16 protein-coding genes are annotated in these 15,584 nt (G+C 71.8%); 9 read left to right on the top strand and 7 right to left on the bottom strand.

Features of this window, described 5'->3' with window-relative positions; translation table 11 throughout:
- Nucleotides 1–94: 94 nt before the first annotated feature.
- The 4 genes from moaC to ABD481_RS26225 form a co-directional block, all read right to left on the bottom strand.
- Nucleotides 95–592 carry a cyclic pyranopterin monophosphate synthase MoaC gene (gene moaC, locus ABD481_RS26240; RefSeq protein WP_344668417.1) on the bottom strand — a complete coding sequence of 166 codons (498 nt, stop codon included), beginning with the start codon at nt 590–592 and terminating at the stop codon, nt 95–97.
- Complete coding sequence (gene glp, locus ABD481_RS26235) at nt 589–1,830, bottom strand: molybdotransferase-like divisome protein Glp (RefSeq protein WP_344668416.1); 1,242 nt, start codon at nt 1,828–1,830, stop codon at nt 589–591. Before glp ends, moaC begins: the two co-directional genes overlap by 4 nt.
- A gap of 72 nt (nt 1,831–1,902) precedes the next feature.
- Entirely contained in the window at nt 1,903–2,823 is a 921-nt protein-coding gene (locus ABD481_RS26230; protein ID WP_344668415.1) for a UTP--glucose-1-phosphate uridylyltransferase, read from the bottom strand.
- 13 nt (nt 2,824–2,836) lie between these two features.
- Nucleotides 2,837–3,523, bottom strand: coding sequence for a GGDEF domain-containing protein (locus tag ABD481_RS26225; protein WP_344668414.1), 687 nt, complete (start codon nt 3,521–3,523; stop codon nt 2,837–2,839).
- Nucleotides 3,524–3,564: 41 nt separating this feature from the next.
- On the opposite strand from ABD481_RS26225, the gene ABD481_RS26220 reads away from it, so the two are divergent.
- From ABD481_RS26220 to ABD481_RS26200, 5 genes are all read left to right on the top strand, one after another.
- Nucleotides 3,565–4,197 carry a 5-formyltetrahydrofolate cyclo-ligase gene (locus tag ABD481_RS26220; RefSeq protein WP_344668413.1) on the top strand — a complete coding sequence of 211 codons (633 nt, stop codon included), beginning with the start codon at nt 3,565–3,567 and terminating at the stop codon, nt 4,195–4,197.
- 95 nt (nt 4,198–4,292) lie between these two features.
- Nucleotides 4,293–6,623 (top strand): ATP-binding SpoIIE family protein phosphatase, encoded by a 2,331-nt coding sequence (locus ABD481_RS26215; RefSeq protein ID WP_344668412.1) that lies wholly within the window; start codon nt 4,293–4,295, stop codon nt 6,621–6,623.
- Nucleotides 6,624–6,830: 207 nt separating this feature from the next.
- Nucleotides 6,831–7,238 (top strand): FmdB family zinc ribbon protein, encoded by a 408-nt coding sequence (locus ABD481_RS26210; RefSeq protein ID WP_344668411.1) that lies wholly within the window; start codon nt 6,831–6,833, stop codon nt 7,236–7,238.
- Between the two features lie 138 nt (nt 7,239–7,376).
- The gene (locus ABD481_RS26205; protein ID WP_344668410.1) at nt 7,377–7,958 is read left to right on the top strand and encodes an RcpC/CpaB family pilus assembly protein; all 582 of its coding nucleotides are present in this window, start codon (nt 7,377–7,379) and stop codon (nt 7,956–7,958) included.
- Nucleotides 7,959–8,008: 50 nt separating this feature from the next.
- Nucleotides 8,009–8,677 (top strand): nitroreductase family protein, encoded by a 669-nt coding sequence (locus tag ABD481_RS26200; RefSeq protein WP_344668409.1) that lies wholly within the window; start codon nt 8,009–8,011, stop codon nt 8,675–8,677.
- Between the two features lie 53 nt (nt 8,678–8,730).
- Here ABD481_RS26200 and ABD481_RS26195 read toward each other — a convergent pair whose 3' ends face one another.
- Nucleotides 8,731–9,276: a hypothetical protein gene (locus ABD481_RS26195; protein WP_344668408.1), complete on the bottom strand. Its 546-nt coding sequence runs from the start codon at nt 9,274–9,276 to the stop codon at nt 8,731–8,733.
- 80 nt (nt 9,277–9,356) lie between these two features.
- On the opposite strand from ABD481_RS26195, the gene ABD481_RS26190 reads away from it, so the two are divergent.
- From ABD481_RS26190 to ABD481_RS26180, 3 genes are all read left to right on the top strand, one after another.
- Nucleotides 9,357–10,631 carry a serpin family protein gene (locus ABD481_RS26190; protein ID WP_344668407.1) on the top strand — a complete coding sequence of 425 codons (1,275 nt, stop codon included), beginning with the start codon at nt 9,357–9,359 and terminating at the stop codon, nt 10,629–10,631.
- 106 nt (nt 10,632–10,737) lie between these two features.
- A complete protein-coding gene (locus tag ABD481_RS26185; RefSeq protein WP_344668406.1) occupies nt 10,738–11,307 on the top strand; it encodes an FHA domain-containing protein in 570 nt (189 codons plus the stop codon).
- 68 nt (nt 11,308–11,375) lie between these two features.
- Complete coding sequence (locus ABD481_RS26180) at nt 11,376–11,639, top strand: LapA family protein (RefSeq protein WP_344668405.1); 264 nt, start codon at nt 11,376–11,378, stop codon at nt 11,637–11,639.
- 1,604 nt (nt 11,640–13,243) lie between these two features.
- Here the strand turns inward: ABD481_RS26180 and ABD481_RS26175 are convergent.
- Nucleotides 13,244–13,615 carry a LamB/YcsF family protein gene (locus ABD481_RS26175; protein WP_344668404.1) on the bottom strand — a complete coding sequence of 124 codons (372 nt, stop codon included), beginning with the start codon at nt 13,613–13,615 and terminating at the stop codon, nt 13,244–13,246.
- Nucleotides 13,616–13,833: 218 nt separating this feature from the next.
- Between ABD481_RS26175 and ABD481_RS26170 the strand changes: the two genes are divergently transcribed.
- Nucleotides 13,834–14,643, top strand: a complete 810-nt coding sequence (locus ABD481_RS26170; protein WP_344668403.1) for a hypothetical protein — start codon at nt 13,834–13,836, stop codon at nt 14,641–14,643.
- On the opposite strand, the gene pheA is transcribed toward ABD481_RS26170, so the two are convergent.
- Nucleotides 14,630–15,574 (bottom strand): prephenate dehydratase, encoded by a 945-nt coding sequence (gene pheA, locus ABD481_RS26165; RefSeq protein ID WP_344668402.1) that lies wholly within the window; start codon nt 15,572–15,574, stop codon nt 14,630–14,632. The two genes, ABD481_RS26170 and pheA, sit on opposite strands and share 14 nt — an antisense overlap.
- Nucleotides 15,575–15,584 lie beyond the last annotated feature (10 nt).

Below are 15,584 nucleotides of genomic sequence, written 5' to 3'. Positions count from 1 at the left end.
GAGACCTTCAAGTCGCAAGAGTCTTCGACGACGGCCGGAGCGAGCGCCGGGCGACGGCCGGAGCGACCGCCGGAGCGAGCGCCGGGGCGCCGGTCTACCGCGCCCAGTCCCCCGACACGCCGCCGGTCTTGGCCTCCACCCGCACCCGGGTCAGGACGGCCGCCGGATCCACGGCCTTGACCATGTCGATGACGGTGAGGCCGGCGACGGCGACCGCCGTCAGCGCCTCCATCTCCACGCCGGTCCGGTCCGCGGTCTTCACCGTCACGCCGATCCGGACGCCGGCGTCCTCGACCTCCAGCGCCACCTTCACCCCGCTGATGGCGATGGGATGGCACAGCGGGACCAGCTCAGAGGTCTTCTTCGCCCCCATGATCCCGGCGATGCGCGCGACCGAAAGGGCGTCGCCCTTCGGCACGCCCTCGCCTCGCAGCAGCTCCACGACCCGCGGCGAGACCTCGACGAACCCGGTGGCCCGGGCCTCCCGGGCCGAGACCGGCTTGGCGGTGACGTCCACCATGCGCGCGTCGCCGGCGGCGTCGATGTGGGTCAGGCGGTCGGACTTGCCGGCCGGCCGGTCCCCGCTGCTCACCGGCCGCCGCCGTCGAGCACGATCACCTCGACGTCGTCGCCGTCGACCACCTCGGTGACGTGCTCGGGCACCACGATCAGGGCGTTGGCCAGCGCCAGGTCGCCGACCAGGTGCGAGCCGTGGCCGCCGACCGGGCGCACGCTGTGCCCGACCGCGTCGTAGACGCCGCGGGCGAACTGCCGCTTGCCGTTGGGGGAGGAGAAGGCGCCGAAGCAGGTCGCGGTCACGGTGCGCCGCGGACCGGTCTCGCGGCCCATCATCTTCTCGATCGCCGGGCGGATGTAGAGCTCGAAGGAGACGTAGGCCGACACCGGGTTGCCGGGCAGGGTGAAGATCGGGATCCGGTCCTCGCCGACCGTGCCGAAGCCCTGCGGCATGCCGGGCTGCATCGCGACCTTGGTGAACTGCACGGTGCCCAGCGTCGAGAGCACCTCCTTCACCACGTCGTAGGCGCCGACCGAGACGCCGCCGGTGGTGACCACCATGTCGGCGCGGATCAGCTGGTCCTCGATGGCGTCGAGCACGCCCTGCGGCTCGTCGCCGATGATCCCGACCCGGATCCCGGTGGCGCCCAGGGCGTTCACCGCGGCGGTCAGGGCCGGGCCGTTGCCGTCGTTGATCTGCCCCGGGCCCAGCGGGGCGCCGGGCTCGACCAGCTCCGAGCCGGTGGACAGGACCACGACCCGCGGGTGCGGGTGCACCGGGGCGTGGACCTGGCCGATCGCGGCGAGCAGCCCGATCTGGCGCGGGCCCAGCCGGGCCCCGGCCTTGAGCACCACCTCGCCGGTGGCCACGTCCGATCCCAGCACCCGGATGTGCTCGTCGCGCTCCGGGACCCGGGTGATGCGCACGCTCTCGGTGCCGCCGTCGGTCCACTCCAGGGGCACGATCGCCTCGGCGCCGTGCGGCACCATCGCGCCGGTCATGATCCGCGCGCAGGTACCCGGCTCCAGGATGCCCTCGTACACCGAACCGGCCGCGATGTCGCCGACCACCCGCAGCTCGGCCGGGCTGTCCGGCCCCGCGCCGTCGAGGTCCGCCAGCCGCACCGCGTAGCCGTCGACGGAGGAGTTGTCGAACGGCGGCAGCGGCATGGCGGCGACCACGTCGGCGGCCAGGGTCAGCCCGTTCACATCGGTGATCGGGAGCTCCATCGGGGCGAGCAGCTGCACCGTGTCGAGGACCAGGTTCAGGTGGTCGTCGACACTGCGCAGCTTCTCGATCTCGGGTTCGGCCATGGCACCATCATCCCTCACCCGGGGCCCGGAGACGCCGGGACAAGGGTGATCTCCGTCCACCGGAGGACCGGGTCAGACCTGGAAACCCTCGTGCACGTACGAGGAGAGCCACTCCCGGAACTCCTTGCCGAGGTCCGGACGGTCCACGGCGAGCTGGACGACGGTCTTCAGGTAGTCGATCGGGTTGCCGGTGTCGTAGCGGCGGCCGGTGAAGACCACGCCGTGCACCGGGCCGCCGAGGTCGGGGTTCCCGGCCAGGGTGCGCAGCGCGTCGGTGAGCTGGATCTCCCCGCCGCGCCCGGGCGGGGTCTCGGCCAGCACGTCGAGCACCGCCGGGTCGAGCACGTAGCGGCCGATCACAGCCAGGTTCGACGGCGCCTGCGCGGCGGCCGGCTTCTCCACCAGGTCGGTGATCTGGATCAGGCTGGTGTGCTCGAACGGCAGGCCGGGGCCGTCCGGGGCGGGCTTCACGGCGGCGCATCCGTACATGTGGATGTGCTCCTCGGGGACCTCGATGAGGCCGACGACCGAGCCGCCGTAGCGCTTGCGGACCTCGATCATCGCCGGGAGCAGGGGGTCCCGCTCGTCGATGAAGTCGTCCCCGAGCAGCACCGCGAACGGCTCGCCGTTGACGTAGGACGCCGCCTTCAGCACGGCGTGGCCCAGCCCCTTGGGGTCGCCCTGCCGCACGTAGTGGACGTTCGCCATGTTCGACGACGCGCGCACCAGCTCCAGCCGGGTCTCGTCGCCCTTCGCGGCCAGGGCCTCCTCCAGCTCCGCCGCGCGGTCGAAGTGGTCCTCCAGCGGGCGCTTGTTGCGGCCGGTGACCATCAGGACGTCGGTCAGTCCGGCTGTCACCGCCTCCTCGACGACATACTGGATCGTGGGTTTGTCGATGACGGGCAGCATCTCTTTGGGCGTCGCCTTGGTCGCGGGAAGGAACCGGGTGCCCAGACCCGCCGACGGAATGACTGCTTTTCGAACCTCCACCATGAGGCGGACGTTATCAGGCGATCTGCCAACTTCCATGAGAGTTGCGTTTAGCCGCCATGAGATATTCGTCAGCTTGACGCAAAAGCGTCGTCGCATGGGTGCCGTGATCCGGATATGTCACACCACCAATGGAGATCGTCAATTGCAGGGGCCCCTGCTCGGGGTCGCTGTCCGGGCCGGGATCGAAGGCGACTTTCCGGATGGCGTAACAGAGACGCTCGGCGACCTTCGCCGCGGTGTCGGCGTTGGTGCCCGGCAGGATCAGGACGAACTCCTCGCCGCCGTAGCGCGCGAAGGTGTCGGCGGTGCGCACTTCCAGGGCCAGGCGCTGGGCGAGTTCGCGCAGCACCGCCGACCCGCGCTGGTGGCCGTGCGCGGCGTTGACCCGGCGGAAGTCGTCGACGTCGATCATCAGCAGCGCGCCGCCGGTGCCCGTGGTCCGCGCCGACTCCAGCTCGCGGGCCAGCGTGCCCTGCAGGTGGCGGTAGTTCCAGACGCCGGTCAGCGGGTCGATCGCGGAGAGCCGCTCCAGGTCCTCCCGGCCCTGTTCCAGACCGGTCACCTCGTCGGCCGCCTCGGCGAGCGCGGCGCGGGTGCTCTCCTGGAGCCGGTCGAGCTTGCGGCGCAGCACCAGGGTGGTGCCGCCGAGGCAGACGCAGGCCACCGCCAGGAACACCAAGGCGGCCGCCGTGGGAGTCATGGGGTGGAGCTCCTCTCCGGCCTGGCATTCTTGAGCACAGCATGACGAATCATTCCAACGAGCCGAGCACCGCCAAGGGCACGATCCGGTCACGGTTGCTGGACGCGCGCCGGGCGTGCGCCCCCGACCTGCGCGCGCGCCTCTCGGCGCAGGCGTGCGAGGTGCTGCTGGACGTGTTGCTGGACCGGATCGGCGAGGCCGAGGTGGTCGCCGCCTACGCGTCGTTCGGCACCGAACCGGACACGGGTCCGCTGCTGGCGGGACTGCACGCACGCGGTGTCCGTGTCCTGTTACCCATTCTAGAGAATGACATGAACCTGTCGTGGGGGTGGTACTCCGGCCCTGATTCACTCGTTCGAAGGATTCCGCCCGGCGGCACCCGCCCCAGCCCCATCCCGGAACCCGCCGTGTCGCTGGGCCGCGACGCCGTGCTGGCGGCCGCCTGGATCGTGGTCCCGGCGCTGGCCGTGTCACCGGACGGGGTGCGGATGGGCCGCGGCGGCGGCAGCTACGACCGGGTGCTGGCCGGGATCGAGGCGTCCGGCGCGGCCGTGCGCCCCCGGGTCGCGGCACTGCTCTATCCCGGTGAAACGGACGTGGACATCCCGGTGGAGCCGCACGACCGCGCCGTCGACATGGCCGTCGCAGGGCACGAGGTTCGGGACTGGCGGTAATCTCCCGGCTCGTTTCCTCGCGCGGAGGGGACCGCAAGTGGCAGACTCGGCGCTTGAAGAAGGACAGGGTTCGGCAGAGCGGTTTGGTATCTCACATGCGACGTCAGCCGGGGACCGGGGAACAGCTCCCGCACGCCCGGTTGCAGCCATCGGCCGAGCTGGTGCCCAACAACGCGACGCAGAGCGCGGCGATCGCCGTGCTGGAGGCGCTGCCCGACCCGGTGGTGGTGCTCAACCGCCGCGGCCTGATCACCGGCTGGAACCCGGCCGCCGAGGAGCTGTTCGGCTACAACGGCGACGAGGTGCTGGGCCGGCCCTGGACCGAGTTCGTGGTCACCGACGGCCTCAACGGCAACGCGCAGACCCACTTGGACGCCATCGGCTCCACGGTGCAGCGCGGCGGCACCTGGGAGGGCTCCTTCCCGATCACCACCCGCAACGGCGACTCGCTGCTGGCCCGGGTCCGGGCCGCCCCGATGACCAGCGGCGGCCTGATCACCGGGACCGTGGTGACGGCGATCGACCTGTTCGGGACCGACGCCAGCCGGGACGACCAGCAGCGGGCCGCCGCGCGGGCGGCGGTGCGCGCCGCGGTGCTGTCGCGGGCCGGGATGCAGCTGGGGACCTCGCTGGACACCGGCCGGACCCTGGCGGCGCTGGCCGAGATCCTGGTCCCGGCGTTCGCCGACACCTGTGTGGTGGACCTGTTGGACGAGAACGGGGTGGCGCAGCGCCTGGTAACGGTGCACAGCACGGACACCGCGCCCTGCCCTCCCATGCGGGCGGGCACCGAGATCCACTACCCGGCCCGGCACCCCTGCGACCGCGCGCTGCGGACCGGGCGGCCGGTGCTGATCCAGGGCGCGCCGCGGGTCAAGCCGCTGGACCCGGACGAGGAGTGCGACCGGAAGTCGCTGCTGCTGGACGCCAAGTCGCTGATCGCGGTGCCGCTGCTGGCGCCCAGCGGGGTGCGGGGCGTGCTGGCCATCGCCCTGACCGAGGACGCCGATCCGACGCCGCGCTACGACACGGCGGACCTGGAGCTGGTCGAGGAGCTGGCGGCGCGGGCCGGGCTGGCCCTGGAGAACGCGGCGATGTTCGACCGCCAGCGGACGCTGGCGTTGGCGCTTCAGAAGTCCTTGCTGCCGACCGATCTGCCGCTGCCCGACGGGGTCTCGATCCGCGTGGGCTACGCGCCGGGTGCCGCCTCCGAGGTGAGCGGCGACCTGTACGACGTGGTGGAGCTGTCCGCCGGGCGGATCGGCGTGGTGATCGGGGACGTACAGGGCCGGGGCGCGCACGCCGCCGCGGTGATGGGGCAGTTGCGCGCGGCGCTGCGGGCCTATGCGGTGCTCGATGTGCAGCCCGGGCAGTTGCTGTCGTATCTCGACGAGCTGGTGCGCGGGCTGAACGAGGAGATCCTCGTCACCTGTGTCTACGCGATCTACGACCCGTTCACGCGGCGCTGCGCTTTAGCCAACGCCGGGCATCCGCCGCCGCTGCTGGCTTCCGCGCACGGCACGTATCCGATGGAGGTGCCGCCGGACGTCCCCTTGGGGATCGGTCCGCTGGGACCGGGCGGCGGCAAGGGCGCGGTGCAGTTCGACGACCACATCTTCAGCATCCCGCCGGGCGACGTGCTGGTGATGTACACCGACGGGGTCGTCGAGCGGCGCGACCAGTCGGTGGATCAGGGTGTGCGGACGCTGTGCGAGGCCATCGAGCGGGTGGTGCGCGAGCCGCGCGCGATCTGCCGGGCCGCGCTGCGGGCCGCCGGGAGCGAGGCGCACGACGACCAGGCCGTGCTGGCGATGGCCACCTCCACGGTCGACCTGCCGCTGTCCCGGCTGGCGCTGCCGGCCCGGCCGGAGGCGGCGTTCGCGGCGCGCCACCACACCCGGGCGGTGCTGCGCGAGTGGGGCCTGAGCGAGCACGCGGAGCTGGCCGAGCTGCTGGTGTCGGAGCTGATCACGAACGCGGTGCGGCACGCCAGCGGGCCGCGGCCCTCGCCGTGGTCGTTCACCGACTCCGACCGGTTCCCGGAGGCCGAGCCGCCGCCGCTGGCCGAGGACATGCTGGAGCTGGCCGCGGTCCGGGAGTACGCCAACCACCTCGGGGCCCTGGACGAGGACAACGAGATGGACCTGCTCGCCGAGCCCGGGCTGCTGGACGAGCTGGGGATGCTGGACGGCACGCTGACCGCGCCGGGCGGCTCGCGGCGGCTGGACCTGGTGCTGCGCCGGGGGCTGCGGGCGCTGTGGATCGAGGTGCACGACCCGGACGTGCGGCTGCCCCGGATCCGGCAGGCGGCGGAAACAGATGAGGGCGGGCGCGGGTTGTATCTCGTGGACGCGCTGTCGGCGCGGTGGGGCGCGCGGCCCACGGACGCCGGGAAGTTCGTCTGGTTCGAGATCCCGCTGTTCTGATCGGAGCCGGCCGGCTTCGAGCGGCTCTGCGACGGTGCGGTCGCGGTGCCGGATCCGACCCCTGAGGCGGCTCCGAAAGCGGCCTCGAAGCGGCCCCGAAGTGATGTGCGTCACTGTGTGCCACCGCCGCATTGGACAGCTCCCGCGCCGATCCCGCAGAATTGGCAGTCTGGCGGCCAGAGTGCCAGGTCGATGAAGGAGTTCCCCGTGCCGACTTACCAGTACCAGTGCAAGGACTGCGGCGAGGCGCTGGAGGTCGTGCAGAAGTTCACGGACGATGCGCTGACCGTCTGCCCGAACTGCCAAGGCGAACTGCGCAAGGTCTTCTCCGCCGTGGGCATCGTGTTCAAGGGCAGCGGCTTCTACCGGACCGACAGCCGGTCGGCGTCGAGCTCGTCGACGGCGGGTTCGTCGTCGAACGGCTCGAACGGGTCCTCGGGCTCCGGTTCCTCGGGCTCCGGGTCGTCCTCGGGCAAGAGCGACTCGTCCTCGTCGGGCTCGTCCGGCTCCGGCTCGTCCGGCTCGTCGGGCTCGTCCTCCGGGTCCGGCTCGGCCTCGGCGTCGAGTTCGTCGTCCGGCTCGTCGTCGAGTTCGTCGAGTTCGTCCGGCAGCTGAGTCCGGCCCGGCCCGCGCCGGGTTATCCACAGCCTCTCCCTACTTATCCACAGGCTGCCCGACAACCAGTGGACAGGGTTGCGGACCGCTGCGGATCATTACTCCCTGAAGCGTCCCGACTACGCCCAGGGGGATCCCATGCCGCCCACCGCGTTCCGGCCCGGCCCGGCCGTCCACCGATCGAAGCTCGCCGCCCGGATGGCCGGGCGGCGTCATTCCTCCCGCGCCAGGCGGCTGCGGGTGGTCGGCGCCGCCGGGTTCGCCGGCGTCTCGATGGCCCTGCTGTCCGCCGAGCACACCGGCCCGCCGCCGCGCCGTCCGCCCCGATTCGCGGCGGAACCCCAGATGAGCGGCCTGGTCGCGGTCCCCGTCCGGTTCGCCGATCCCGGCAGCACCGGCTATCTGCGCCCCGGCGACCGGATCGACGTGCTGGCCGCCCGCGACGCCGGACCGGGCGCGCCCCCGGATCCGGCCGACCCCGACGGGCCCGTCGCCGACCCGGACCGGACCGCACCCGCCGGGCGGTCACGCAGTGGGACGACGGTGGCGGCCGACGTCTCAGTGCTCGAGATCGCGCACGCCGCGGAGGCCGGTTCACTGAGCCGTGCGGCGCCGGACGACGGGGGTCTGGTCTTCCTGGCTGTGGACAACGCGACCGCCGCGCGGCTGGCCCAGGCGGCGGTCGCCGAACGTCTGAGTTACGCCCTTCGCCCGGGGTAGCCCGTCCCCCACTTGTCTCGGCCGAGGATGGTACCTACTGTGCGGTAGCCATGGACGTCTACGAAGCGCTCTACACCACCCGCGCCATGCGCCGGGTCAAGCCGGACCCGATCCCGGAGCCGGTCCAGGCCCGGATCCTCGACGCCGCGATCCGCGCGCCCTCCGGGGGCAACACCCAGAACTGGCGGTTCCTGCTGCTCGACGACCCCGAGAAGAAGAACCTCCTGGGCCCGCTCTACCGCGACGCCCTGGACCAGCTCTACCGCACCCTGTACGCACCCCGGATCGCCGCGGCGGCCGCCGCCCCGGACAGCCCGGAGTCGGCCCAGATGGCCAGGATGGCGAAGTCCTCGCAATGGCTGGCCGACCACTTCGAGCAGGTGCCGCTGTTCCTGTTCGCGTTCGTGCAGGCGGACCGGTCCGGCGGCTCCATCTTCCCGGCGGTCTGGAGCGCCCAGCTCGCGGCCCGGGCCGACGGTGTCGGCAGTGCCCTGACCTCGATCCTCGGCGCGTTCCACGACGAGCGGGTGAAGGAGATCCTGGGCGTCCCGGCCGAGGGCGACTGGAAGCAGGCCTGCTGCGTGTCCTTCGGCTACCCGACCGGCCGCTGGGCCGTGGCGCCGCGCCGGCCGGCCCACGAGGTGGCGTACCGCAACGGCTGGGGCGAGCCGGTGGGCTTCACCGTCGACGAGCCGCTCTGGCAGCCGTCGGAGGGCTGAGCGCCCGGCTCCGGCGGTCGGTGTCCGCCGGAGCCCGGCTCTCCCGCCGGCCGCTAGCCGAGCGCCTTCTCCTGGATCAGGTCGGTCAGGGCCTTGACCGCGTCCACCTTGCCGGGCGACTCCACGGCGTCGCGCAGCTCGGTGAGGCGGTCCAGGACGTCGTGGACGTCGGTGTCGGGGGAGGAGGCCTCGTCGAGATCCACCACGAGCACGGAGTCGGTGTCGGCGTACTGCACCCGGCCGTCCTTCAGGACGACGAGGGTCTTGGTGCCGCCGGCGGCCTTGCGGGGCGCGCTCTTGCGCTTCGGCTTGGCAGCGGCCTTCTTCTCGTCCTTCTCCTCGACGGTCTCCTTCTCCTCGGTCGTCTCAGGGACCTCGGCTACCTCGGCAGTCGGCTCCGCAGTCGGCTCCGCGGGCGCCTCCGCAGTCATCTCGGCGGTCATCTCGGCGATCGATTCCGGGGACCCCTCCCCCTCGGGATTCGGCGTGGACTCGGCGTCCTGCTGCTGCGGAATGTCAACAACTTCCTCGACAACGCGCTGCTCGTTGTTCTGCGTGACATGGTTCGGGGCCACCGGGGAGACGGTCATGACGTTCATGCCGGCTTCAACGATCAACGCCGGACGCAGTCACTCACTCGTTCGGGAAACCGGATGCGCCCCGCCCGCGTCCAATCCGCATGGCTCGTAAGCAGATAGCACTCATCGCCGCCGCCTCCCTCGTCGCGCTGACGGCGTGCTCGTCCGGAGCGGGGAAGCCGAAGGACTCCGCGCTGGTCCGGGTGGACGCCGAGCGGGCGACCGTGCCGCCGACCGCCCTGACCGCCGCGGCCACCAGCGCCAACGCCTTCGGCGTCGACGTCTTCCAGGCCGTCACCGACGGCAAGAGCGGCAACGTCATGGTCTCGCCGACCAGCCTGGCCACCGTGCTGGCGATGCTGCTGCCCGGCGCCAAGGGCCAGACCGCGGCCGAGATGGCCAAGACCCTGCACACCACGCTGCCGGCGGATCAGTTCGCGAACGCTCTGGGCGCGCTGAACGCGGCCACCGTGCAGCGGGTGCTGGCCGACAAGGCGGACCTCCAGCAGTTCGACAGCGCCTGGACGCAGCAGGGCTACGACCTCCAGCAGCCGTATTTGAAGACCCTGGCCTCCGCGTTCGACACCGGCATGCACGAGGTCGACTTCGCGGGGTCGCCGGAGGCCGCCCGGCAGACGATCAACAAGGCGGTACAGGACCAGACCAACGGACTGATCAAGGACCTGTTCGGGCCGGGCTCGCTCGACCCGAGCACCCGGCTGGCCCTCACCGACGCGCTGTACTTCAAGGCCAAGTGGGCCGAGACCTTCAAGAAGGGCGGCACCACCGACGTCCCGTTCCATCTGCCGGACGGCGGCACGCCCGCGGTCCCGACGATGTCCCAGTTCCACGGCTTCGGTTACGCCGAGGACACCGGCTGGCAGTACGTCGAGCTGCCCTACGAGCAGGACCACCTGGCGATGGACGTTGTGCTCCCCGCCGCCGGGACCTTCGACAGCTTCCGCAAGGGCCTGACCGCCGAGAAGCTGGCGGCGATGGCGGGCTCGGCCTCGGAGGCCGACGTGGACCTCCGGCTGCCGAAGTTCACCTTCGACACCAGCCTGCAACTGAAGGAGGCGCTGGCCGCGCTGGGCATGACCTCGGTGTTCGACGCGAGCACCGCGGACCTGAGCGGCATCCCGGCCAAGCCGGAGCCGCTGTCGGTGGGCACCGTGGTGCAGAAGACCCACGTCGCCGTCGACGAGGACGGCACCACGGCGGCCGCCGCCTCCGGCGTCTCGATCGCGGCCGGCGCCGCGCGGGCGACGACCAAGCCGGTCACGATGCACGTCGACCGTCCGTTCCTGTTCCTGATCCGCGACACGGTCAGCGGCCAGATCCTGTTCCTCGGACAAGTCACAGATCCGCGCGGCTGAGACCGGCCCCCCGAAGCAGCCCGCTGAGCAGTCCCCTCCAGGTCGGTCCGACGGCCGGGCGCGGTCTTGCTGGACACCCGCTCGGCCGACACCTGACAATTGCTCCATGGGAGGTCCATCGTTCGGGAACGCCGCCTGGCAGCCGCCGGACCACCGGCCCTCGGACGCAGAGCGCGATGACGCCATCGAGAAGCTCGCGGCCGGTGCCGAGGTCGGCCGGCTGTCCAGCGACACGTTCTCGCACCGCATCGATCAGGTACTGGCGGTGCGCTCGCACAGCGAGCTGACCCAGCTCGTCTCCGACCTGCCGATCCCGCCGCCGCGCCCGGGACTCGGCCAGCGCATGGTCAACGCGGTCGCCGCCGTGGCGCACTTCCGCTTCCGGGTCAAGGCGGCCTGGCGCGGCCCGTCCCTGCCCCGCCTGTCCCTGCCCGGCGGCCCGCAGGCGACGCTGCGCATCGGCCGCATGCCGGAATGCGACCTGCAACTGTTCGACACCACGGTGTCCCGCTACCACGCCGAGTTCCGCCGCTCCCACGCCGGCTGGTTCCTGGTCGACCTCGGCTCCACCAACGGCACCCGGGTCAACGGCTGGCGGATCACCGCCCCCACCGCCGTCCACCCGGGCGACGAGGTCTCCTTCGGCTCGGTGGTCTTCTCCCTGAACGGGCACTGACACCCCGACCGTCGCACATTCGGGGCAACGCGCGATTCCCGGACCCCGGGCGGGGCAACAGGGCGTTCATGACGACCGACGCACCGAAGCCCCCACCGGCACCGCCCCGCTCCGCGGCCGACAAAGCCGAGCGCTCCCGCCTGATCGGCGCCATCGTCATCGCGGTGATCGCCATCTGGTTCATCCTGGCCAACACCCACAAGGCCAGCATCACCTTCTGGCTGGTGACCGTGACCTCCCCCATGTGGCTCACCCTGTCCGGCACCTTCCTGGCCGGCATGCTGGTCAGCCTCCTGCTGACCCGCAACCGGGCCCGCAAAGCCCCGAGATAATATAAAACGTCTTATCCCCGATCACCCGATTCGCCCTACATCCACCCCCACCCCTCTGCCACCCTGAAAGCACCAACCACCCCAAACCACCGCAGAGGGGGACCCCATGACCACCCCATGGCTCCGCGCCGAACTCATAGCCGCCCCGGAAACCACCCCGGGCGCCCAGCTCATGATCCCGGCCGACGGCATCGAGTTCCACGACGACCAACTCGTCTTCCACCACCAAGGCGAAGTCGTCTACATCGCCGACCAGGGCCAACTCCGCTCCATCACCTGGTTCGCCAAACAACCCAACCCCGAACTCGCCCGCCGCAAAAGCATCTGGCCCAACCACGGCACCCGCTGGACCGACGACCAACGCGCCGACCTCCTCCGCCGCCTCCGCCTCGGCCAAAGCTGGCCCGCCATCTCCACCGCCGCCGGCCGCTCCCGCACCGGCTGCCAACAAGAAGCCGTGAAACAAGGCTGGCTGGACCCCGACACCCTCCGCCCCCGCCCCGAACTCCTGACAGCGGCAGAACCGGGCTCCACGGACGGAGCACCTTCCACGACCGAAGCAGCTTCCGCGACCGGAGTGGCTTCCACAACCGGAGTGGCTTCCACGACCGAGCTGAGCCCCGCCGCAGTACCGCCCTCGCCTGCCGCACCGGCCTTCGCCACCGAGCTGAGTCCCGGTGCCGAACCAAGTTCGGCCTCCGCCCAGACATCGGCCGCCGGACTGCATGCCGCTGCCGAACCAAGTTCCGCTGCCACACAGACTTCAGCCACCGGACCGCATGCCCCTGCCGCACAAGCCTCCGCCATCGCACTGGGTCCCGGCGCCGCGCTAAGCCCCGCCGCTGAACTGAGCCCCGGTGTCGCACACGCTTCCGCCACCGATCCGAATTCTCGGGCCGAACTTGGTCTTGGTGTTGCACTGGCTTCCGCCCCTGAACCTGCCGAACTTGGTCCCGGTGCGGCACTTGCTTCCGCGACCGCACTTGCTTCCGCAGCCGTCCAGGCATCCGCTGCCGAACTCCTAAGAGCAGCAGTGCCGATCACCTCCCCGAGCGCCACTGCCCCGCCAAGCAGCATGTCCGTACCGGCCCCCGCCGCCGCACCAACCCCCGCGTCTGCACCGCCTTTCGCTCCCGTCGCTGCGCCAAACTCCGCCGCCGATTCCCCCTGGCCCGCGCTCACGTCCCCGATCGATCGCGACCCCCTCGCCGAGCAAGCACCGCCGCAAATGCCCTCCCGCGCAGCGGTGACCGGCCTGGACATCCCCGATGCGCTGCGCTCCCAGCCGTACCGCCCGCCCATCGCCGCCGCCGAAGAGAATCTCTACTCCGGCGCCTGGCCGCCGACCGGGTCCGGTCCTCAGCTCGCCGGGCCCGGCTCCGGGCCGCCGCCTTCGGAGCCGCCCGAGCCGGATCCGCCACAGCCGGAGCCGTCGGTCCCGGGGCCGCCGCGCATTCCTCGGCAGCGCACCGGAGCGGATCCTGAGCCCGGTGAGGGCTTTCGGGGTGCGGGGCAGTCGGCGCTCGGGCGGGCCGCTCTTGGCGGGTATCCGAATCGGGCGAGAAGGTCGGTGTAGTGGAGCTGTGCGGCGCCCGGGGGGTGAATCAGGTGTCTGATTCTGTGGGTGGGCGCCGGGGTGGCGACCCCGGGCGGTGGGCTCCTCCGGGGTTGACAGCAGCGCTCCTGGTGTCGATCGCGGGACCTGTGTCCCCCGGGGCGTGTACGCTCGGGGCGCGAAGACTTCGGCGAGGGTCGGGGGTCCCGTGGTGGTGGTCGGCTGCCGGAAATCCCCTCCGGGCGGGTCCGGCCTCGGCGGGGATCCTGTGCGCTGCCGCGTCCGGGGCCGCCGCGCCGACATCGCCTCCGCTCGGACCGGGCACGCCCCGGTCGGACAGCACGCCGTGGGGCTTCACATACCGCATCCGGTCACCGGCCGCCCGAGCGAAAGCGTCTGGAGCACCGATCTGAAAAAGCACATCGTCCGCGGGTCCCGGCGCGACGGCGTCCGGGCCGAGGTGGTGGCGCCGGGGCCGGGGCCCCGGAGGCGTTCGCCCGGATTTGCGTTAAGGTCGATCATCCTGCGCACCACAGTACGCACGAAGACGGAGTCGTCACCCTGTGCCACTCCTGTACCCTCTCTGCCGCAGTGCCCTGAGTAAATCTGTGAGGACAAACCGTGGAGACTGCCCAGGCCATGAGTGAGCCGTTGTTCCAGAGTCTGGAGGACGCCGTCGTGGTGGCCGAGACGAACCTGCTCGACACGCAGGTGGCCGTCGAGACGCTGCGCGCCGAGCTCGACCAGTTCACCCGGCTGCACCAGATCCAGCTGGGCCCGCTGTACACCCGGCTGGACGAGTTGGACGCGCTCACCGCCGAGACCGAGGCGGCGATGACCGGCGACCCCGAGGCGATCCGCCGTGCCGTGGAGGCGCGGGCCAAGGTGGACGGCGAGGACCCGCTGCTGTTCCCGGCCGACGACGCCGAGGGGGCCGACGGGGACGGCGGCGACCCCGGGGCCGCCCGCGCGAAGCGGGAGCAGGCGGCCGGCGCGGAGCCCGCGGCCGACTCCGACGGCCCGGTCCGGCCCAGCAAGACCGCCCAGCGCCTGTACCGCGAGCTGGCCCGCCGGTCGCACCCGGACCTGGTCCAGGACCCGACGGAGATCGCGCGCCGCTCGGCCTTCATCACCCGCGTGAACGCCGCGTACGAGAAGGACGACCTCGCCGGGCTCCAGAAGCTCAGCGAGGAGTGGTCGCTGGCGGCCTCCGGGCCGGCGCCGGACGCGCCGCAGCGCGAGATGTGGCTGCGCAACCGCCTCATCTGGCTGCGCGCCAAGCAGGCGGAGCTGGCCCTGGAGCGCCAGACGCTGATGGAGAACCCGATGGCCGACGTCCTGGCGGCCTATCAGTACGACTCCCTCACCGCCCTGCGCTCCATCTCCGAGCAGCTCTACACGGCGATCCAGGAGCGCGAGACCCTGCTGAACGCGCTCATCGGCTCCTGAGCCCGCGCAGCCAGGCCGCCGCCTCGTCGAACTCCTCGTCGGAGGTCCCTGGCCGGACCTCCACGGGCCGCTCGTCGGCGCGCGGATAGCTGCCCAGGTAGCGCACCTCGGCGGCGACCCGGCGCAGCCCCATCAGCGCCTCGCCGACGCGCTCGTCCTCAAGGTGCCCCTCGCAGTCGATGGAGAACCAGTACGTACCCAGCCGCGACCGCGTGGGCCGGGACTCGATCCGGGTCAGGTCCACGCCGCGCACCGCGAACTCCTCAAGGATCTCCAGCAGCGCCCCGGGGTGGTTGTCGCGCAGCACGACCGCGAGCGAGGTCTTGTCGGCCCCGGTGCGGTCCGGCGCCGGCCCCGGCGGGACCACCATCACGAACCGCGTGACCGCCCCGCCGACGTCGTGGATGTCCTTGGCGAGCACCGTCAGGTGGTAGAACGGCGCCGCGAACGCCCCGGCCAGGGCGGCGTCGTGCACGCCCTCGGACACCAGCCGCGCCGCGTCGGCGTTGGACGACGCCGCGATCCACCGCGCGTCGGGCAGGTGCTCGGCCAGCCACTTCCGGCACTGCGGATAGGCGTGCGGGTGGCTGGCGACGGTCTTGATGTCCTCCACCTTGGTGTCCGGCCGGCCCATGAGGGCGAACTCCACCGGCAGCAGGATCTCCCGCACGATGTGCAGCGGCGGCTCCTCGATGGACAGGTCGTCCAGCGTGGCCGGGACCGCGCCCTCCACCGAGTTCTCGAACGCGACGACCGCGCCGGCCACCTCGCCGCGCCGCACCGCGTCCAGCGCGGCGGGCACCGACTCATAGGGGAGGCGTTCCGCTTCCTGGGCGCCAGGAACGCTGAGCAGCGCCGCCTCCGTAAAAGTCCCGGCCGGGCCTAGGAAGCCGTAACGGATCGGGACGGGGTGTGGCGCGCTCTGGGACATGCGGCCTAGC

This window comes from Catenulispora yoronensis (assembly GCF_039531695.1).
Taxonomy (GTDB): Bacteria; Actinomycetota; Actinomycetes; order Streptomycetales; family Catenulisporaceae; genus Catenulispora; species Catenulispora yoronensis.
Note: the sequence above shows the minus strand (reverse complement) of the source record. Positions and strands in the feature narration are given on the sequence as shown.